Source organism: Ruegeria sp. C11 (assembly GCF_056537725.1).
This window is the reverse complement of sequence record NZ_JBQFSB010000001.1, coordinates 18,275-38,010: the sequence shown is the minus strand read 5'-3', so window position 1 is coordinate 38,010 and position 19,736 is coordinate 18,275. Positions and strand designations below refer to the sequence as shown.

20 protein-coding genes are annotated in these 19,736 nt (G+C 55.6%); 18 read left to right on the top strand and 2 right to left on the bottom strand.

The window, feature by feature from the left end; genetic code table 11:
* Positions 1-183 precede the first annotated feature (183 nt).
* The 13 genes from frr (at position 184) to ACR0NA_RS00145 (ending at position 11,965) form a co-directional block, all read left to right on the top strand.
* A complete protein-coding gene (gene frr, locus ACR0NA_RS00205; protein ID WP_480725032.1) occupies positions 184-747 on the top strand; it encodes a ribosome recycling factor in 564 nt (187 codons plus the stop codon).
* 7 nt (positions 748-754) lie between these two features.
* Positions 755-1,486, top strand: a complete 732-nt coding sequence (locus ACR0NA_RS00200) for an isoprenyl transferase (RefSeq protein WP_480725030.1) — start codon at positions 755-757, stop codon at positions 1,484-1,486.
* The gene (locus ACR0NA_RS00195) at positions 1,483-2,265 is read left to right on the top strand and encodes a phosphatidate cytidylyltransferase (protein ID WP_480725027.1); all 783 of its coding nucleotides are present in this window, start codon (positions 1,483-1,485) and stop codon (positions 2,263-2,265) included. The genes ACR0NA_RS00200 and ACR0NA_RS00195 overlap by 4 nt, the downstream gene beginning before the upstream one ends.
* Positions 2,265-3,437, top strand: a complete 1,173-nt coding sequence (gene dxr / locus ACR0NA_RS00190) for a 1-deoxy-D-xylulose-5-phosphate reductoisomerase (RefSeq protein WP_170652476.1) — start codon at positions 2,265-2,267, stop codon at positions 3,435-3,437. The genes ACR0NA_RS00195 and dxr overlap by 1 nt, the downstream gene beginning before the upstream one ends.
* A 4-nt stretch (positions 3,438-3,441) precedes the next feature.
* On the top strand, positions 3,442-4,794 hold the full coding sequence (gene rseP / locus ACR0NA_RS00185; RefSeq protein ID WP_480725024.1) for an RIP metalloprotease RseP: 1,353 nt from the start codon (positions 3,442-3,444) through the stop codon (positions 4,792-4,794).
* A 94-nt stretch (positions 4,795-4,888) separates the two neighbouring features.
* Positions 4,889-5,023 carry a hypothetical protein gene (locus ACR0NA_RS00180; protein ID WP_480449665.1) on the top strand — a complete coding sequence of 45 codons (135 nt, stop codon included), beginning with the start codon at positions 4,889-4,891 and terminating at the stop codon, positions 5,021-5,023.
* Between the two features lie 127 nt (positions 5,024-5,150).
* Positions 5,151-7,511 carry an outer membrane protein assembly factor BamA gene (gene bamA, locus ACR0NA_RS00175; protein WP_480725020.1) on the top strand — a complete coding sequence of 787 codons (2,361 nt, stop codon included), beginning with the start codon at positions 5,151-5,153 and terminating at the stop codon, positions 7,509-7,511.
* Between the two features lie 40 nt (positions 7,512-7,551).
* Positions 7,552-8,100, top strand: a complete 549-nt coding sequence (locus ACR0NA_RS00170) for an OmpH/Skp family outer membrane protein (RefSeq protein WP_480725018.1) — start codon at positions 7,552-7,554, stop codon at positions 8,098-8,100.
* 72 nt (positions 8,101-8,172) lie between these two features.
* Entirely contained in the window at positions 8,173-8,646 is a 474-nt protein-coding gene (gene fabZ / locus ACR0NA_RS00165; protein ID WP_170652484.1) for a 3-hydroxyacyl-ACP dehydratase FabZ, read from the top strand.
* Positions 8,643-9,428, top strand: a complete 786-nt coding sequence (gene lpxA / locus ACR0NA_RS00160) for an acyl-ACP--UDP-N-acetylglucosamine O-acyltransferase (protein WP_170652486.1) — start codon at positions 8,643-8,645, stop codon at positions 9,426-9,428. Before fabZ ends, lpxA begins: the two co-directional genes overlap by 4 nt.
* Positions 9,429-9,432: 4 nt before the next feature.
* Positions 9,433-10,227 (top strand): LpxI family protein, encoded by a 795-nt coding sequence (locus ACR0NA_RS00155; protein ID WP_480725015.1) that lies wholly within the window; start codon positions 9,433-9,435, stop codon positions 10,225-10,227.
* Entirely contained in the window at positions 10,227-11,384 is a 1,158-nt protein-coding gene (gene lpxB, locus ACR0NA_RS00150) for a lipid-A-disaccharide synthase (protein ID WP_480725011.1), read from the top strand. The genes ACR0NA_RS00155 and lpxB overlap by 1 nt, the downstream gene beginning before the upstream one ends.
* Entirely contained in the window at positions 11,384-11,965 is a 582-nt protein-coding gene (locus ACR0NA_RS00145) for a cadmium resistance transporter (RefSeq protein ID WP_480725009.1), read from the top strand. Before lpxB ends, ACR0NA_RS00145 begins: the two co-directional genes overlap by 1 nt.
* Here the strand turns inward: ACR0NA_RS00145 and mnmA are convergent.
* Positions 11,962-13,107, bottom strand: coding sequence for a tRNA 2-thiouridine(34) synthase MnmA (gene mnmA / locus ACR0NA_RS00140; protein ID WP_480725006.1), 1,146 nt, complete (start codon positions 13,105-13,107; stop codon positions 11,962-11,964). The two genes, ACR0NA_RS00145 and mnmA, sit on opposite strands and share 4 nt — an antisense overlap.
* Positions 13,108-13,236: 129 nt before the next feature.
* Here mnmA and sciP point away from each other — a divergent pair, with 129 nt between their 5' ends.
* The 5 genes from sciP to ACR0NA_RS00115 all read left to right on the top strand — a co-directional run bounded on the left by sciP (position 13,237) and on the right by ACR0NA_RS00115 (position 18,901).
* The gene (gene sciP / locus ACR0NA_RS00135) at positions 13,237-13,530 is read left to right on the top strand and encodes a CtrA inhibitor SciP (RefSeq protein ID WP_480725004.1); all 294 of its coding nucleotides are present in this window, start codon (positions 13,237-13,239) and stop codon (positions 13,528-13,530) included.
* Positions 13,531-13,613: 83 nt separating this feature from the next.
* Complete coding sequence (ctrA, locus tag ACR0NA_RS00130; RefSeq protein ID WP_480449653.1) at positions 13,614-14,330, top strand: response regulator transcription factor CtrA; 717 nt, start codon at positions 13,614-13,616, stop codon at positions 14,328-14,330.
* Between the two features lie 122 nt (positions 14,331-14,452).
* Positions 14,453-16,579, top strand: coding sequence for an NAD-dependent DNA ligase LigA (ligA, locus tag ACR0NA_RS00125; RefSeq protein ID WP_480725002.1), 2,127 nt, complete (start codon positions 14,453-14,455; stop codon positions 16,577-16,579).
* Positions 16,576-18,666, top strand: coding sequence for an ATP-dependent DNA helicase RecG (recG, locus tag ACR0NA_RS00120; protein ID WP_480724999.1), 2,091 nt, complete (start codon positions 16,576-16,578; stop codon positions 18,664-18,666). The genes ligA and recG overlap by 4 nt, the downstream gene beginning before the upstream one ends.
* A 112-nt stretch (positions 18,667-18,778) precedes the next feature.
* Complete coding sequence (locus tag ACR0NA_RS00115; protein ID WP_480449647.1) at positions 18,779-18,901, top strand: hypothetical protein; 123 nt, start codon at positions 18,779-18,781, stop codon at positions 18,899-18,901.
* Between the two features lie 184 nt (positions 18,902-19,085).
* On the opposite strand, the gene ACR0NA_RS00110 is transcribed toward ACR0NA_RS00115, so the two are convergent.
* Positions 19,086-19,724, bottom strand: coding sequence for a MarC family protein (locus tag ACR0NA_RS00110; protein WP_170652504.1), 639 nt, complete (start codon positions 19,722-19,724; stop codon positions 19,086-19,088).
* Between the last annotated feature and the right edge of the window lie 12 nt (positions 19,725-19,736).

Genomic DNA, 19,736 nt, shown 5'->3' with positions numbered 1-19,736 from the left:
TCCCTGTAACGAAAGCTGTCCGTTCACTTTTTCGGGCAGCTTTCCTGTTGGGCAGGAAAAACACCAAAAAGCCGTGAAACACCCCTCGCTATCGTCACATTTCCCGTTCATGATTGCTATACATCCCAATTCCGATGTCTTATGACCCATCGGAACAGTACCTGAAAACGGGGAGTGAGCAGCATGTCTGACGATTTCGAACTGGACACCGATGATCTCCAGCGCCGCATGGATGGCGCGATGGCAAATCTGCGGACCGAATTTGCGTCTTTGCGTACCGGTCGTGCGTCGGCGTCCATGCTTGAGCCAGTGATGGTGGATGCCTACGGTTCCATGACGCCGGTCAATCAGGTTGGTACGGTCAATGTACCCGAGCCTCGGATGGTGACAGTCAATGTTTGGGACAAGTCCCTGGTAGGCAAAGTGGAAAAGGCTATCCGCGAAAGTGGGTTGGGCATCAATCCGCAGCTCAACGGTACAATCATCATGCTGCCCATTCCGGAGCTGAACGAAGAACGCCGGCGTGAACTTGGTAAGGTTGCAGGCCAGTATGCGGAACATGCCCGCGTCGCGATCCGAAATGTGCGGCGCGACGGTATGGATCAGGTCAAAAAGGCCAAAAGTGACGGTTTGTCCGAGGATGACCAGAAATTCTGGGAGGCCGAAGTTCAGGAGTTGACCGATAAGATGATCAAGGTCGTGGACGAAGCGCTTGAAACCAAGCAATCCGAGATCATGCAGGTCTGACCTGATAATGCCCAAAGATCCGGATATCCTGGAGCCTGTCGGCCCGCAGCACGTCGCCATCATCATGGACGGAAATGGACGTTGGGCGCAGGCGCGGGGGCGTCCCCGATTGTTTGGGCATCACGCCGGCGCGCGGCGCGTACGCGAGGTCGTCGAAGCTTGCCCGCCTCTTGGCATCAAGTATCTGACGGTCTTTGCTTTTTCGACCGAGAACTGGAAACGCACTCAGGTCGAAGTTGCTGGCCTGATGAGCTTGTTCCGGCGCTACATCACCAAGGAAACACACGCACTGAAGGAAAACGGTGTGCGCGTGCGGTTTATTGGTGATCGCATGCGTCTGGACGCCAAGCTGATCGAGCTTATGGACAAGCTCGAACAGGCGACCAGCCATAATGATCTGGTTCATCTGACAGTAGCGTTGAACTATGGCGGTCGGGACGAAGTGGCCAGGGCGACAAAACGGTTGGCCCGGGATGTCGCCGATGGAAAACTGCGGCCCGAGGATGTGGACGTGGAAACGCTTCCTAAATATCTGGATACCCATGTTCTGCCTGACCCGGATCTGGTGATCCGAACCAGCGGAGAAGCAAGGATTTCCAATTTCCTGCTTTGGCAGTCTGCGTATTCTGAATACGAGTTCATCGACACGCTGTGGCCGGATTTCACAGCGGATGAGCTGGAACGGTTGTGCCGCAGTTATGGATCGCGCGAGCGCCGGTTTGGAGCGGTTCTGGCATGAGTGACGGCAGGTGGTCCGATCTGACCGCTCGGGTACTGTCTGCTCTGGTGCTGGTCGGCATCGGCTCAATTGAAGTTTGGCTGGGCGGGCTGTGGTTCGAAAGTTTCATTGCTGTTGCTTGTGGGTTGATGATCTGGGAATTGGTGCGGATGGTCGACCCCGATCGTATGGGCGTTGCCGTTCAGCTTGCTATTCTAACTGGCGCTGCCATTGCGCTTAGCTATCACGTTCCGCCGCTTTACAAATTGCCCTTGTTGTTGGCTCCGGCTTTGGTTGGGGCAGGGCAGGTGAAACAGCACAAGGGTTTGTATGCTCTGTTTGCCGTTTGGATTGCCGCAGCCGGGCTTGGCTTTATTTCGATTCGCGAAAATATGGGCCTTGTCTGGATGGTCTGGTTGATCGCGGTTGTCGTGGCGACTGACGTTGCGGGGTACTTTGTCGGCAAGTCAGTTGGCGGACCAAAGTTCTGGCCGAAAGTCAGCCCAAAGAAAACGTGGTCCGGCACTGCCGGTGGCTGGGTCGCCGCCGCATTGGTTGGGGCAGGTTTTGCGGTGCATGCGGGGTTTGGCATTACCTTTGTCATGGTATCGGTTCTGGCATCCATGGCCAGTCAGGCCGGTGACATCGTTGAAAGTGCGACCAAAAGGAAACTGGGCGTGAAAGACAGTTCGAACCTTATTCCCGGGCATGGCGGGTTTCTTGACAGGTTTGACGGGATGATGGGCGCATCATTGCTGGTTCTTATTCTGGGGCTGTTTTTCTCTCCCGGAGGAATGTGATGCGTAAGGTATCGATTTTTGGTGCCACCGGCTCGGTCGGGCAGAACACCATCGACCTGATTTCTCGGGACCGGTCATCTTATGATGTCGTTGCGTTGACCGGTGGCAGGAATATTGCACAACTTGCACAAGATGCTCGATCATTGGGCGCCAAGGTGGCGGTAACGGCCTATGAAGATTGTCTGGAAGACCTAAAAGCCGCGCTTGCCGGGACCGGGATCGAAGCTGCTGCTGGAACAACTGCCTTGAACGAAGCCGCGACTAGGCCTGCCGATTGGGTCATGTCGGCAATCGTCGGGTCCGCAGGTCTGAACCCGGGTCTTGAGGCGCTCAAGCAAGGGGCGACCCTGGCATTGGCCAACAAGGAAACGCTGGTTTGTGCCGGTTCACTGGTGATTGAAACCGCCAAAAAACACGATGCCCGTTTGTTGCCGGTGGACAGCGAACATTCGGCTGTGTTTCAGGCACTTGTAGGCGAAGAGATCGCGTCGGTTGAACGTATCGTCATTACCGCTAGTGGTGGTGCTTTCCGTGACTGGCCACTGGAGGAGCTGTCGAAGGCAACTGTCGAACAGGCATCCAGCCATCCAAACTGGGACATGGGTCAGCGGATCACCATCGACAGTGCCTCTATGTTCAACAAGGCATTGGAAGTCATCGAAACCCGGGAATATTTCGGGGTGGCGCCGGGTGAAATCGAGGTTCTGATCCATCCTGAATCCATGGTTCATGCGCTGGTCGGGTTCCGGGACGGCGCGCTGATGGCGCATCTGGGCGCGCCGGACATGCGGCACGCCATCGGATACGCGTTGCACTGGCCCGCAAGGCGTGAACTGCCGGTCGCTCGGCTGGATCTGGCCAAGCTAGGCAAGCTGCATTTTCAGGACCCGGACCTTGCCCGGTATCCGGCGCTGAGGCTGGCTCGGAATGTTATGGAGAGAGGCGGGTTGTCCGGAGCTGTATTCAATGCAGCCAAGGAACGCGCACTAGATCTGTTCATCGAAAAGCGGATCGGATTTCTGGATATGGCTCGGGTGGTCGAGGCTGTATTGGACCGGTTCGAGGGCACCACCGGCCTGATTGATGCCGACATGACCCTTGATAACGTACTTAAAACGGACCATCTGGCACGTAAGTGGGTGGATGAAGCCGTGATCACGCGAGCAGGATAGACACTTGGACATCATATCTCTGATCCCGCAATTTGGTGGGCTACTTTATACAATCGCGGCGTTTGTCGTGGCGCTTTCGGTCATTGTGGCCGTGCATGAATACGGTCATTACATTGTTGGTCGCTGGTCGGGCATTCATGCCGAGGTCTTCTCGCTTGGATTTGGTCCCGTTCTTTGGAGTCGGGTGGATAAGCACGGTACCAAATGGCAGGTAGCAGCCCTTCCATTCGGTGGTTACGTCAAGTTTCTGGGCGACGCCAACGCGGCCTCGGGCAAAGACGAGGAAGCGATGGGAGAGCTTTCCGAACAAAACCCGGAAGAGCTGCGTCGCACTATGCACGGTGCACCGCTTTGGGCGCGTGCGGCGACGGTTGCTGCTGGGCCGATCTTTAACTTTGTGCTGTCCATCCTGGTTTTCGGCTTGATTTTCTGGTCACAAGGGGTGGCTAAAGAACCGTTAACGGTGGGAAATTTGAAGCCGCTGCCTGGGACCGTTCAGGAACTCAGGGATGGCGATCAGATCGTCGCAATCGAAGGCATCCGCACACCTGATTTTGACCAAGGTGGTGAGTGGGGTGATTTTGTCGACGAATTGCCGGTGCAGCCGGTTCTGGATTATTCGGTTCTGCGTGAAGGGCAGGAGGTTAATGTGTCCGGGCCGTGGCTGTTCCCGCCGCTGATCCAACAGGTTGCGCCTAGAAGTGCGGCAATGGATATACAACTACGCCCCGGTGACGTGATCACCGCGGTGGATGGTGAGCCAATCTTTGCCTTTGAGCAGCTGAAAGAACACGTTGAGTCTTCGGATGGGCGGGTTTTGCTGCTGAGTGTATGGCGTGATGGGACGGAACTTGAGTTTGCGCTTGCGCCACGTCGCACCGATGAACCGCAGCCGGATGGCGGATTTGTAACCCACTGGCGGATTGGCATAGTCGGGGGAATGATGCTGGAACCGGCGACAGAACCTGCCGGGTTGGGGGCATCACTGTCCAACGGCGTGAACCAGACCATACGTATTATCGATGGTTCATTGTCGGGCATCTGGCATATGATCACCGGCGCGATTAGCACGTGCAATATTTCCGGACCTATCGGCATCGCCGAAACGTCAGGCGCGATGGCCAGTCAGGGTACCCAGAGCTTTGTGTTCTTTATCGCTGTTTTGTCGACAGCGGTTGGGTTGCTTAACCTGTTTCCGATACCAGCTCTGGATGGGGGGCATCTTGTCTTCTATGCTTATGAGGCCGTTGTGGGGAAACCGCCCAGCGATTCCGCTTTGCGGGTTCTGATGGGAATCGGGATCAGTCTGATTTTGATGTTGATGGTCTTTTCCTTGAGTAATGATCTCTTCTGCTGATTGTGACCCGGCCACCTAAAAATTGACAAAATATCGCCTCAATTGTGGGCTAAATTTGTCATCGCAAAAGACCTTTGTGGAACAAGAGAAGTAGTTGGCGATGTTAAACACGCTGCAGCAATCCTATCAGGGCCTGACCCTTTTGATGACGCTGAACTGGGACCGGTTCCTGAGCGTTGGGGCCATTGCCGTTGCCTGGGCTATTTGCGCCTACGTACTATCTTTGTGATTCCCTGAATACGTTTGAAAATTCAGTTGCGCGGCCCATTGGGCCGCGTTGTCTTTTGGGCTTTTGACAAGCCCCAACAATCCCGGTACTCAACGTTAAAGTCGTATAATTTTGGGTAGAGACAAAAATGACTGACAGGAGAGGCGCGGGCACATCCTGCGGTGTTTACAAACCGCAAGGCAATATTTTGTGGCGGGCACTAGGAATTTTTTTCCTTTTCTTTGCAATGGTGTTTGTGGTTTCGCCGCAGCAGGCGCTGGCCCAAAATTACACGTTTAACTCGGTTCAAGTCGAAGGCAACCGACGGATTGAAACGTCCACCATAATAGCGCGTTCGGGAATCGAACGGGGCCAGCAGGTAACTGCGGGCCAGTTGAACGATGCCTATCAGCGTTTGCTTGACAGTGGTGTTTTTGAAACAGTCGAACTGACGCCAAAAGGCAGCACACTGGTCATTTCGGTCGAAGAATATCCGACGATCAACAAGATCAGTGTCGAAGGCAACCGCAGGGTCAAGGACGATGTGCTGATGGAGGCAATTGAGTCCCAGCCCCGTCGGGTGTTCACTCCGGAAGTCGCTGAAAAAGATGCCAACCTGATTGCTGAAATCTACTCGGCGCAAGGTCGAGTATCGGCAACTGTCATTCCCCGTATCATTCGTCGTAGCGACAATCGTGTTGATCTGGTTTTTGAGGTCTCCGAAGGCACCACAATCGAAATTGAACGCGTGAGCTTTGTCGGTAACCGTGTCTATTCTGATCGGCGTTTGCGCCGCATTCTGGAGACCAAACAGGCCAACTTCCTGCGGACGTTCCTGCGCTCGGACACGTTTATTGCGGATCGTATCGAGTTCGACAAACAGGTGCTACGTGATTTCTACCTGTCGCGGGGCTATGTCGATTTCCGCGTCAACAGCGCAAATGTTGAGTTTACGCGCGAACGGGATGCCTTCTTTCTGGTGATGGATGTCACTGAAGGACAGCAGTTCAGGTTCGGGCGCGTCTCAACAGTCAGCGAGATCCCTGGCGTTGATGCGGCAGCCTATCAGGATGCCCTCAAGATCAAACCCGGCGTGATCTATTCGCCGACCCATGTTGAAAACTCAATCGCACGGCAAGAACGTCTGGGACTGAAGCAGGGCGTCGATTTTCTGCGGGTCGAGCCGCGTATCACGCGAAATGACCGCGATCTTACGCTGGACGTTCAGTTTGTTCTGACTAAAGGGCCACGAATCTTTGTCGAGCGGATTGATATCGAAGGGAACACCACGACCCTGGACCGGGTGATCCGGCGGCAGTTCAACACGGTTGAGGGCGATCCCTTCAATCCGCGTGAAGTCCGTCAGAGTGCTGAACGCATCCGCGCGCTTGGTTTTTTCTCGACCGCTGATGTGGAAACGCGCGAAGGATCGTCGCCCAGCCAGGTCATCATTGACGTGGATGTTCAGGAACAGCCGACAGGCTCGCTCAGCCTTGGCGGTAGCTACTCGATCTCGGACGGTTTCGGGGTTGCAGTCGGTCTGACCGAGTCAAACTTCCTTGGGCGTGGACAAACTCTGGGGCTCACCCTGTCAACGGCGCAGGACGCGGAACAGTACGTCATCAACTTTTCCGAGCCGTATCTGTTGGGCCGTAGACTTCGTTTTGATCTCGGAATGGGATTGGCTTCGCAAAACTCGAGCTTTGCGACCTATGACGTAGACCGTGTGTTCTTCAATCCTTCTCTGTCCTACGCAATCGGCGAACTGTCGTCGGTTAGCCTGCGGTACAGATGGGAAAACAGCGAAATGACAGAGCAGGATGGCCAGACCAGTGGTGCCGTCATTAGCTCGGAAATCGCACAAGGAGAACGCTCAACCAGTTCGCTTGGACTTTCCTATACCTATGACAGCAGGATTGGTGGTCTGAATCCGAATGCTGGCTTCCTGTTCGAAGTGGGCGTTGACGCTGCTGGTCTTGGCGGTGACAACGAGTACTTCAAGACCAGCGCGCGTTCGATTGCTCAGACGCGGGTGTGGAACGAAGAGGTGACTTTGCGCGCGACAGTCGAGGCTGGTGCACTGCATTGGACCGGTGACAACTTCAGCCGTACCATCGACCGATTTGTTCTTGGGCCGAATACGTTCCGTGGGTTCGAACCTGCGGGCCTTGGACCTCGGGATCTGTCGAACGGTCAGGATGATGCTATCGGCGGCAACTATTACTGGGTAACGCGTTTTGAGGCGGATTTCCCCCTCGGGTTGCCCGAAGAATTGGGCCTGCGCGGTGGTTTGTTCTATGACATCGGCAACCTCTACAACCTCTCGAACGTGGATACGTCCGGCGGTACCATCGTTGGTGCGGACGGGTCGATCCGTCAGGTGATTGGCTTCTCCATCCTGTGGACGACCGGCTTTGGCCCGCTTCGGTTCAACTTCTCGAAAGCAATCCAGAAAGAGGATTTCGACAAGGAACAGAACTTTGACCTGACGATTCAGGCCCGGTTCTGAGGACATGTGTGGAATACTCAGAGTAGTATCACAGGGCCCCTTGAGGGCCCTGTGTGTTCTTTTGGCCCTGATCGCGCCAACTCAGGTGCTGCCTCAGCAGTTGGGGGTTCCACAGGCGGCTATTCTTACGATCTCTAGCGATCGGCTTTTTTCAGGCTCGGCATTTGGGATGCGTGTGATTGGGGAAATCGAGGCCGAAGGCGCTCTGCTTGCGGCCGAGAATGAACGAATCGTAGAAGATCTAAGCCGCGAGGAAAAGGATCTGACCGAAAAGCGCGCAACCATGAGCGCGCAGGATTTTCGCCCCCTAGCCGAAGCGTTTGACAGAAAAGTTCAGACCCATCGTGAAAGTCAGCGCGCGAAATTGGACGCTTTGGCAATCCGTAGTGATGAGGCAAGGAGCCTGTTTCTCGAAATGGCGCGACCCATACTGGTTGATCTGCTGCGCGAGACGGGAGCGGGCCTGATTGTCGAAAGAACCGATGTATTTCTAAGCTCGGATGCAACGGATATCACGGATATTGCGATTGCGCGGATCGATGCCGCCATTGGCGATGGCTCGGAGCTGGAGCAGCAAGGCGCAGACTAGCGATGCTTGCCCTTGAGGTAGGAGATTGCTAATCCACTCGTAAAAGAACACCCGGAACAGGACGACCGCACGATGACCACGGAAACCAAAAGTGCCGACATTCAGTTGATTCAGAGGATTCTGCCTCATCGCTATCCGTTTCTGCTGGTCGACAAGGTGATCGATATCAAAGGGTATCATTCGGCCGTCGGCATCAAGAACGTGACCATGAACGAGCCGCATTTTCAGGGCCACTTTCCCGGAACGCCGATCATGCCGGGTGTGACCATCGTCGAGGCTATGGCTCAGACCGCGGGCGTAATGCTGGGTGTAGGAATGGATGTGATCGACAGCGAATTGCTGATCTATTTCATGAATATCGACAAGTGCAAATTCCGCCGCAAAGTGATCCCCGGCGACGTGCTTGAAATGCATGTCGAGACCGTGCGTGGTAAGATCGGTGGCAAGATCTTTAAATTCAGCGGTCGTGCGACCGTTGAAGGCGATGTAGCTGCCGAGGCCGAGTTCGCTGCCTATGTGGACTGGGACATGGAAAAAACAACATGAGCCGCATTCATCCCAGCGCGATCATCGAAGACGGTGCACAGATCGGCCAAGATTGTGAAATCGGCCCGTTTTGCTATGTCGGCGGACAAGTCCGACTTGGTGATCGGGTCGTGTTGAAATCACATGTCGTTGTCACCGGTCAAACTTCGGTGGACGATGATTCCGTGATCTTCAACTTCGCTGTTATCGGAGAGATTCCTCAGGATCTTAAGTTCAAGGGCGAGAACACGCGTCTTGAAATCGGCAAGCGCAATCGCATTCGCGAGCATGTGACGATCAATGCCGGGACCGAAGGCGGTGGTGGAGTAACCCGGATCGGGGACGATTGTCTGCTGATGGCTGGCGCCCATGTCGCCCACGATGTCCAGATTGGTGACCGTGTGATCATGGTGAACCATGCAGGTGCCGCAGGACATTGCATCGTCGGAGATGACGTTATCGTTGGCGGTCTGTCTGGGTTGCATCAATGGGTGCGCGTGGGGCAGGGCGCGATTATTGGCGCTCTGACCATGGTTGCCAATGATGTCATTCCCTATGGTCTTGTGCAGGCGTCGCGCGGTGAGCTGGATGGCTTGAATCTTGTGGGTTTGAAACGGCGCGGCGTTGCGCGTGAAGATATTTCGGCGCTGCGGGCTGCATTTCGCGAGCTATCCGACGGCGAGGGAACCTTTATGGACCGCGCCAAACGGATGGGCGAAGGGACCGACAGCGAATATGTTCGCCGGATCGTCGATTTCGTGACTGGCGAAACCGACCGCTCTTTCCTCACACCAAGGAAGTGACGCAATGCTCGCGCTGATCGCAGGAACCGGTGCCTTGCCGGAAGAGTTGGTGGCAAGACTGCCTGAGCGTCCGATGATATGCGCGATGGAAGGTTTCGAGCCTGAAAACCTAACCACAGATCGTGTCTTTCCGTTGGAACAGCTGGGCAGTTTTATCGCCGATTTGCGCACGCGTGGAATTACCGAAGTCTGCATGGCCGGTGCGGTCCGACGTCCGGTTATCAATCCGGGCCGTATTGATGCGGAAACGATACCGTTGGTCCCGATCTTGCAGCAGGCGATCATGTCGGGGGATGACGGGGCCTTGCGCGCGGTTATTGGCATTTTTGAAGATGCAGGTCTTGCGGTGCATGCTGCCCATGAACTGGCGCCGGATATACTACCGCCTTTGGGGTGTCAGACGGAAACACGGCCTTCGGACAAGGATCTGACCGACGCTGACCGCGCGGCCGGGGTACTGCGGGTCATGAGCGCGGCTGATATCGGTCAGGCCTGTGTGGTTCTGGACAATCAGGTTTTGGCAGTCGAAGGAATTTTTGGCACCGCCTGGATGTTGCAATCGCTGGCGCAGCGGCCCGATGTTGGAGGTGGCGTGCTGTTCAAGGCTCCGAAAGCGGGTCAGGACCGGCGCGCTGATCTGCCCGTCATTGGCCCTGATACCGTAACCGGTGCGGTAGCTGCCGGGCTAGCCGGAATCGTTGTCGAAAAAGGCGGTGTCATCGTGTTGGAGCGCGAGCGTGTGATCGAGGAATGCAACCGGCTGGGAATATTCCTGTACGTGCGTGAGCGCGCAGTCTGATGCGGGTATTTCTGGTCGCCGGTGAACCATCGGGCGACCGGTTGGGCGCCGCGTTGATGGAGGGGCTAAAGACCCTTGTCCCCGATCTGAGTTTCGATGGTGTTGGCGGTCCGCTCATGCAGGCGCAGGGATTGGAAAGCCGATTTCCGATGTCCGAACTCAGCGTCATGGGGCTGGTAGAGGTTCTGCCCAAGTTTTTTCACCTGAAACGCAGGATATCTGAAACGGCCGAGGCAGTTCTGGCGACAAATCCGGACGTTCTGATCACCATCGACAGCCCCGATTTTTCCCTGCGAGTGGCCAAACAAGTCAAAGCCAAAAGCGATATTCGAACGGTGCACTACGTGGCCCCAAGTGTCTGGGCTTGGCGTCCCGGGCGCGCTGACAAGATGGCGAAGGTTATCGACCACGTTTTGGCGCTGCTGCCCTTTGAGCCGCCCTACATGGAGCGCGCCGGGATGGAGTGCGATTTCGTCGGGCATCCCGTCGTGAATGAGCCGATAGCAACCAGCGATGATATTGCCGCATTCCGCGATGAATACGGTATCGGGGAGGCACCCATACTGCTGGCTTTGCCGGGTTCACGGCGGGGCGAGGTTGACAGGCTTGCCCCGGTGTTCGGCGAGGCGCTGACGGTGCTCCTGCAGGACCGGCCGGACATGCGCATTGTGGTCCCGACCGTCGCACATATGGCCGATGTGGTGTCAGAACACGTACAGAACTGGCCCGGTTCACCTGTCGTCGTTGATCCCCGCGGGATACCTGCCGATCAGGCAACGGCGCAAAAACGCGCAGCATTTGCCGCGGCTGAGGTCGCATTGGCGGCTTCGGGCACAGTTTCTCTTGAACTTGCCGCGCAGTCGACACCGATGGTAATTGCCTACAAGCTGACATGGCTGACCCAGAAAATGGCCGAACGGATGGTCAAGCTCGATACGGTAACTCTCGTCAATCTGGTCAGCGAAACGCGCGCAGTGCCCGAATGTCTGGGTCCGGAGTGTTTGCCGGAGCTTATTGCGGACAAGCTTGCAGGCGTTGCAGCCCATCCTGAAAGTCAGGCTGAGGCGATGCGGAGCACGATGGTACGCCTCGGTCGAGGGGGTGAGGCACCGGGGCTCAGGGCGGCGCGTGCGGTTCTGCAGCGGATGAAGACGTGATGGTTGATCATGTTGTCTTTGCGCTATCGGCCTTTTTGGCGCAGGTTCTGACCAATCTGGACAACCTAGCCGCGCTGATCGCGCTTATGTTGGTGTCAGGCCCGGTGCGGTCTGTATTGGGGTTCTTGCTGGCGCAGGTCATCATTATCGGCGCATCTGTAGCGGTGGCACTGGGTGTCGATGATATCGTTCCTCAATGGGCGGGGTATCTGGGTCTGATCCCACTGAGTCTGGGTGTTGTCGGAGCCATCAGGAGGTTTCGGGACAAAGATGGCGGCGATACCGCCCGCATCTCCTCCAGCACATCAATCCTTGTGACCACACTGATTTTCATCAGCCTGTCTATGGACACGTTTGCTGTTCTCGCTCCGCTGCTGGCAGATTCGGCGCCGAGTTTCCGTCTCGCCGGTGCGGTTGGTGCTAGCCTTGCAGCGCTGGCGCTGGCGGCATTGGCATTGCTGAGTACACGGACGCCATTTATGACAGGGCGGGTTGCCCGCAGGCTGGAAGGCCTTGTCCCTTATGTGATGATAGGGGCCGGGCTGTATATCCTCAGCAATACATGGACCGACGCGATCTAGTACCCGCGCCAAATCCATCCGCCGCCAAAGATGCGGCTACCTTCGGTTTCATAAAACACGCAGGCCTGACCAGGTGAAATGCCTTCTTCCGCGGTCAGAAGTTCGACTTCGGCCGTCGTGTCAGACAGTGGGCGAATGATCGCTTCGCGCGGCGGACGGGTCGAGCGGACCTTGACCGAAACATGCCATTCCTTTTGCGAGTCAAAAGGGGCATCGCCCAGCCAATTGATTTCGCGCACGGGTACGGTTCGTGTCGCCAGCATTTCTTTTGGCCCGACAACAACCTGCTTTTTGTCAACGTCCAGCTTTACAACATACAAGGGCTCGCTCAGGCCGCCAATTCCAAGACCCCGACGTTGTCCAATGGTGTAGTGGATCACGCCGGTATGGGTGCCAAGAACCCGGCCATCGGCGTGCACGATCTCACCCGGTTCGGCTGCACCCGGCCGGAGCTTCTCGATTACGCTGGCATAGTTGCCATCAGGCACGAAACAGATGTCCTGACTGTCCGGCTTGTCTGCGACGGCCAGCCCATATTGTGCTGCCATTTCCCGGGTCGCGTCCTTGGAGGGAAGGTGACCAAGAGGGAAGCGCAGATAATCCAGCTGCTCAGGCGTGGTCGAGAACAGGAAATAGGACTGATCGCGGTTCGCATCCTCGGCGCTGTGCAACTCAGCACCGTTCGATCCCACCTTGCGTTGGATATAATGGCCTGTGGCCATGCAGTCGGCCTCAAGATCCCTGGCGGTTTCCAGCAGATCCTTGAATTTAACCCGCTCATTGCAGCGGATGCAGGGAACCGGGGTCGCACCGGCCAGATAGCTGTCGGCGAATTCGTCGATCACGGCATCCTTGAAGATGTTTTCATAATCCAGAACGTAGTGAGGAAACCCGCGCTCTTCGGCCACACGCCGCGCGTCGTGAATATCTATGCCTGCACAACAAGCACCTTTTTTGGCCAACGCAGCGCCGTGATCATATAGCTGCAGAGTTACGCCCACGACGTCATAACCTTGGTCGGCCAGATAGGCCGCCACCACGGAGCTGTCCACGCCGCCGGACATGGCAACCACAACCCGCGTTTCCGAGGGCGGCTTGGCAAAGCCAAGCGAGTTCAGCGGGGTCTCGTTATCGAGGGCCATGTCGGATCCTGTGCGGGTTACGAAAGACCGGCAGAATATAGGAAAATTCGAGACACTCTCAAGAGGTGCTTTCATGCAGCGTTAAGTAAGCTGGGATCAGCTTATGGGAAGTAGCAAAAGGGGCGCATGATGTATTTGCACAAAGTAGAAGGGCCTCGGTCGGTCACACTTCCGGACGGATCGATTTTGTCACGTGCTGATTTACCTCCTGAGGATACGCAGCGATGGGTTGCATCAAGAAAAGTGACAGTCGTTCGCGGGGTTCTTTACGGGCTGATAACCCTGTCGGAAGTGAAGCAAAAATATGGGGTTAGCGAAGAAGAGTTCAGCTTGTGGGCAACGGCGGTTGTCGAACATGGCGCAGATGCACTGAAGGTAACTTCGCTAAAAAAATATAGACAACCTATGGTAGAAAAGACTTAATAGCGATATCGGTAACGTTGGGTTAACCAATCTTGGTCAGATTTGAATTGAAATCTGAGTATTTACGAAACTGGAGCTTTGATATGCGCATACTTCTTGTTGAGGATGACCCGACAACTTCCAAAAGCATCGAGTTAATGCTGACGCATGCCAATCTGAACGTCTATGCGACGGATCTTGGTGAGGAAGGCATAGATCTGGCAAAGCTCTATGATTACGATTTGATTTTGCTGGATTTGAACCTGCCGGACATGACGGGGCACGAGGTCTTGCGCCAGCTGCGCATCGCGCGCGTCGAAACGCCAATATTGATTCTTTCGGGTGCCGATGACACCGAAAGCAAGATCAAGGGATTTGGTTTCGGGGCCGACGACTATCTGACAAAACCGTTTCATCGGGAAGAGTTGGTAGCGCGAATTCACGCGATTATTCGTCGTTCAAAGGGACATTCGCAGTCGATCATCCGGACCGGGCGCGTTGCTGTAAATCTGGACGCCAAAACGGTGGATGTCGAAGGCACGCCAGTGCATCTGACAGGTAAGGAATACCAGATGCTGGAACTATTGAGCCTGCGCAAAGGAACAACACTGACGAAAGAGATGTTCCTGAATCACCTGTACGGGGGAATGGACGAACCTGAACTTAAGATTATCGATGTTTTCATCTGCAAACTGCGCAAAAAACTAAGCAACGCAACGGATGGCGAAAACTATATCGAAACCGTCTGGGGGCGTGGCTATGTCCTAAGAGACCCGCAATCCAACGCGATGGGCGAGGCGCGGCTTGCCGTCGGCGCCTGATGTAATCACGATGCGCCGCTGGCGGTCCGGGGCGGCAAGTTCACTCACGGCTTAGCATGACTGGACCTGCTCATGGCCTCGCCCTATCACTGGTTCCCAAGATCAAGTGATAGGGCGAGGCCATGAGCGATACGATTCCCGCTGAGAAACTTACCGAAGCGCAGGCGCATGACGAATTGAAGCGCCTAGCCGACCTGCTCAGCCGTGCCAATGAGCGTTATCACACTGACGATTCACCCGAGATTTCTGACGCCGAATATGACTCGCTGAAGTTGCGCAATCAGCAGATCGAGGACCTTTTTCCGCACCTGAAGCGGAGTGATAGCCCTTCAGAACAAGTTGGCGCACGCCCTGCGGACGGATTTTCCAAGATCACACATTCTGTGCGCATGATGTCACTCGGAAATGCGTTTGATGATGCGGACGTGGTCGATTTCGATCAATCCGTTCGAAAATATCTTGGGCTGACTGAAAATGACGAACTGGCATACACGGCGGAACCAAAGATTGATGGGCTTTCGTTGTCGCTGCGCTACGAAAAGGGCGAGTTGACACAGGCCGCAACCCGCGGAGACGGAGAAGTCGGGGAAAACGTTACTGCGAATGCCCGGACAGTTGCGGACATCCCCAAGCAAATCTCCGGCGCGCCAGATGTGCTGGAGGTACGTGGCGAAATCTACATGTCCCACGAAGACTTCGACGCGCTGAATATGCGACAAGCCGAGATTGGAGGAAAAACCTTCGCGAACCCGCGCAACGCTGCCGCGGGATCATTGAGGCAGCTGGATGCCGAAATCACCCGTGCGCGGCCCCTTCGTTTCTTTGCGTACGCATGGGGAGACGCATCAGAACGCCTTGCGGCAACACAATACAAAGCGATCCAGCGCTTGGAGGGGTTTGGGTTTCAAACCAACCCACTGACACGGTTATGTGCGTCGACAAGCGAGATGCTGGATCACTATGCAGGGATTGAGGCGCAGCGTTCCACATTGGGCTACGACATTGATGGTGTTGTGTACAAGGTCAATGACCTGACACTGCAATCGCGGCTCGGGTTTCGCTCGACGACACCCAGATGGGCAATTGCGCACAAGTTTCCGGCTGAACTCGCCTGGACCAAACTGGAGGCAATTGACATTCAGGTTGGCCGAACAGGCGCGCTGAGCCCGGTAGCACGTCTGCACCCAGTGACTGTCGGTGGCGTTGTCGTATCAAATGCAACGCTTCACAATGAGGACTATATCGCGGGAAAGGATTCCAAGGGGGAAGAAATTCGCGGCGGCAAGGACATCCGAGTGGGTGACTGGGTCCAAGTATACCGTGCGGGTGATGTAATACCCAAAGTGGCCGATGTCGATTTGTCCAAACGTCCGGAGGGCGCCGTTCCTTTTGACTTTCCGGCGAAATGCCCCGAATGCGGCAGTGATGCCGTGCGGGAAGAAGGGGATGCCGTAAGACGCTGTACTGGCGGGTTGATCTGCCCGGCACAGGCAATGGAAAAACTAAAACACTTCGTATCCCGCAAAGCGTTCGACATCGAAGGGCTAGGGGCAAAACAGATCGAAATGTTCTATGATGACCCGGACCTTCCGATAAAGGCACCGGCAGATATCTTTACGTTGCAGGAACGTGATGGTGCCAACCTGACAAAGCTCGCCAACCGTAAGGGGTGGGGTGCGCAAAGTGCGTCCAATCTGTGGTTGGCGATAGAGGAGAAACGCACCGTTTCATTTGGTCGACTGCTTTTTGCATTGGGTATTCGTCATGTGGGTGAGGCTGCCTCGAACTTGATTGCGAGCCACTATGGTACATGGTCCGAGTTCGAAAAGTGCATTACGGCCGCAAAAGGTTTCGAGGGACCCGAGTGGGAGGACCTTCTGGCAATTGATGGCGTGGGCGAGGTTATGGCACACGCGCTTGTCTCGGCCTTTGCGCAAACTGCCGAGCGCAAGAGCATTGATGAACTGGTTGCAATGCTCAATGTACAGGAGGCCAAACGCCCAAATACGTCGGGCAGCCCGGTCGCCGGGAAAACGGTGGTGTTCACGGGGACTCTTGAAAAAATGACACGCGCGGAAGCCAAGGCGCGGGCCGAAGCGTTAGGGGCCAAGGTTTCGGGCTCAGTCAGTAAGAAAACTGATATCTTGGTTGCCGGTCCGGGGGCAGGTTCAAAGGCGAAAAAGGCCGCAGAGCTGGGTATCGAAACACTGGATGAGGACGGCTGGTTGCAGCTGATCGGGGATGCATGAGCGGGCGGCCTGAAACACTATTTCCGATATTTTCCAAGCTTGAAACACTGGACGGCGTGGGGCCGAAAACCGCTAGGCTGTTAGCGCAGATCGATATTGAAACGCCCAGGGACGTTCTGTTTTCGCTGCCTTACGCGGTGGTAGACAGACGCCGCAGGGATACCATTCAGGGCGCTGATCTGCCATCAACCCTGACCGTTGAAGTTACTGTCGGAGTGCATCGCCCACCAAGAACGAAAGGCGGCGCGTATCGTATTCACGTTGAAGACGCACGGGCCGAATTCCAGCTGGTTTTCTTTCATGCCAGAGGGGATTACCTGAAAAAAATCTTGCCGCAGGGCACGCGCCGGGTGGTTTCCGGTAAACTGGAACTGTTCGACGGAATGGCCCAGATGGTGCACCCGGATCATGTCCTTCCACCCGAAGAGGCAAGTGAAATCCCCGAGTTCGAACCGGTCTATCATCTGACGCAGGGCGTAACCCAGAAAACGGCTTTTAAGGCGGCGCGCAGTGCATTGTCACGCGCCCCGGATTTGCCTGAATGGATCGATCCCTCTCAGGTGGCCAAAATGAACTGGCCTGACTGGCTTGGGGCAATCAAATCCGGACACGCACCGAAAGGCGCTGATGACGTTGCACTCACGGCGCCTGCGCGTGAGCGTTTGGCATATGACGAGTTCTTTGCCCACCAACTGACGCTGGGATTAGCACGGCAGCGGGAAAGAAAGGCGCGGGGAACGGCAAGTGTTGGGTCGGGAAAGCTGCAGTCGAAAGTACTGAACAGCCTGCCGTATCGCCCCACCGGTGCGCAGTTGCGGGCCATCGATGAGATTGCTGCGGATATGGCATTGGAAACGCGGATGAACCGTTTGCTGCAGGGGGATGTGGGCGCGGGAAAAACTTTGGTTGCTTTCATAGCCTTGCTTGTTGCGGTCGAAGCAGGCGGGCAGGGGGTCATGATGGCGCCGACCGAAATTTTGGCGCGTCAGCATCTGGAAGGTCTCAGACCGCTGGCAGAAGAGGCCGGGGTCGTGTTGGAAATCCTGACGGGTCGCGACAAAGGTGCCGACCGTAAGGCAAAGCTCGCCGCGCTGAAAGATGGAAATATCCACATCCTGGTCGGAACGCACGCAGTATTCCAGAGCGATGTCGAATTCCATGATCTTCGTATCGCCATAGTAGACGAACAGCATCGGTTTGGTGTTCGGCAGCGTATGGAATTGGCGGAAAAGGGGGTGGCAGCAGATGTGCTTGTGATGACTGCCACGCCCATACCGCGCAGCCTTGCACTGACACAGTACGGGGATATGGACGTTTCTGTGCTGGACGAGAAACCGCCAGGTCGTAAGCCAATCCGGACTGCAATTCTCAGCACGCAACGTATCGATGAAGTTGTCGCGCATCTGAAACGTGCGATTGAGGACGGGCGGCAATGTTATTGGGTCTGTCCTCTGGTCGATGAATCCGAGGTCTCTGATCTGACTGCGGCTGAAGAACGGTTCAAACGCCTGCGGGCCATTCTAGGGGACAGTATCGTCGGGCTTGTGCATGGGCAAATGCCGCCGCCGGAAAAGGATGCGGCAATGGCTGCGTTCCAATCTGGGGAAACCAAGGTTCTGGTGGCCACAACCGTAATTGAAGTCGGGGTAAACGTCCCGAACGCATCAATTATGGTGATCGAGCGGGCCGAGATCTTTGGCCTTGCCCAATTGCACCAGTTGCGTGGCCGTGTGGGTCGTGGGGATGCCGAATCCACGTGCTTGCTGATGTATCAGCCACCGCTCAGCGAAGGAGGACGTCGACGTCTGGAAGTATTGCGTGAGACGGAGGACGGATTTCGCATAGCAGAGACCGATCTGGAAATGAGAGGCGCCGGTGACATGATCGGAACAGCTCAGTCCGGCCTTCCGAAATTTCGTGTTGCCGATCTTGAACGTCAGGCCGGATTGATGGCCGTCGCGCAGTCCGATGCGCGGGCTTTGCTGGCATCTGATCCCAAATTAACCACGGATCGCGGAAAGGCGGCCCGCACCCTTTTGTGGTTAATGAAACAGGATCAGGCGATACGTTTGATTTCAGTGGGTTAGGGAATGTGTAGCTGAAAAGTTCGCAAATGTTCTCATAAAGTTCTTTACTGAATTGAAAAAATATGAGAACAAAAGGTCAACAAATGATTAAACCCTGACCGGAGGTGAGACCATGCTGACCCAGATCAAGACAGCCTTCAGCCGTTCGCAGAGCACGCTTTTTCAGGATGCTGTCGGTGTGGCGTCTTTGGTGGTCATGCTTGTCGTTGCACTTCACATGCCTGCGGGGTTCTGACTTTACTGCCTGCGATCTCGTGCCGCTGAATCCGCGCCTGTCTTCCCCATTGTTTCAAGGATGACTTACCTGTCCCGTTTTCCTTGAGGGGCCTTGCCTCGGCCCCAGTGCGGATATCCGGACCCCACGCGAGAAACGCAATACCTGCCGCCGCTCTCTCCGCCCGGGAGAAGCGGCGGTTTTTTTATAACTGGCCCGTTTTGATGATTTCCAGCAAAGCGGACAAAACGGAATTGGCAGCAACCGAAGCCAAGATCATTCCCATCACACGGCTGATGATTGCCGATCCAGAATGGCCAATCAGACGAATGATCGGATCTGCCAGCAGCATGAGAACATACGCAATTGCAATAACAGCGAGCATGACCAGTGCTGTAACCCCCTGATCGGCGACGCTGTAGCGGTTGTTGTCGGTTAGAATAACGATGGCAAGCATGGCACCGGGTGACGCCAAAGACGGAACCGCCAAGGGGAAAATTGCCGGGTTGGGTTTGTGGGGATCTGCCTGGGATTCTTCTTCTGCTTGCCGCTGCTCTGTATCGGGTTTGCTTTCTCCGAATATCATCGTCAGGGCAAACAGAAACAGAATGATACCGCCAGCGACCTGAAACGAGTTTAAGCCGATTTCCAACGCTTCGATAAGAAGCTGTCCGAACACCAGAAAGAAAAGCAGCACACCGGCGCTAACCGCGGCCGCTAGCAAAGCCGTGCGGCGGCGTGCCGACGCCTCGATACCAGCGGTTACCGCAATGAACACGGGGATCGTTCCGATCGGATCGATCACGACCCAAAGAGTAACGAAGTGCTCAAGCAAACTATGCAAAACAAAATCCCC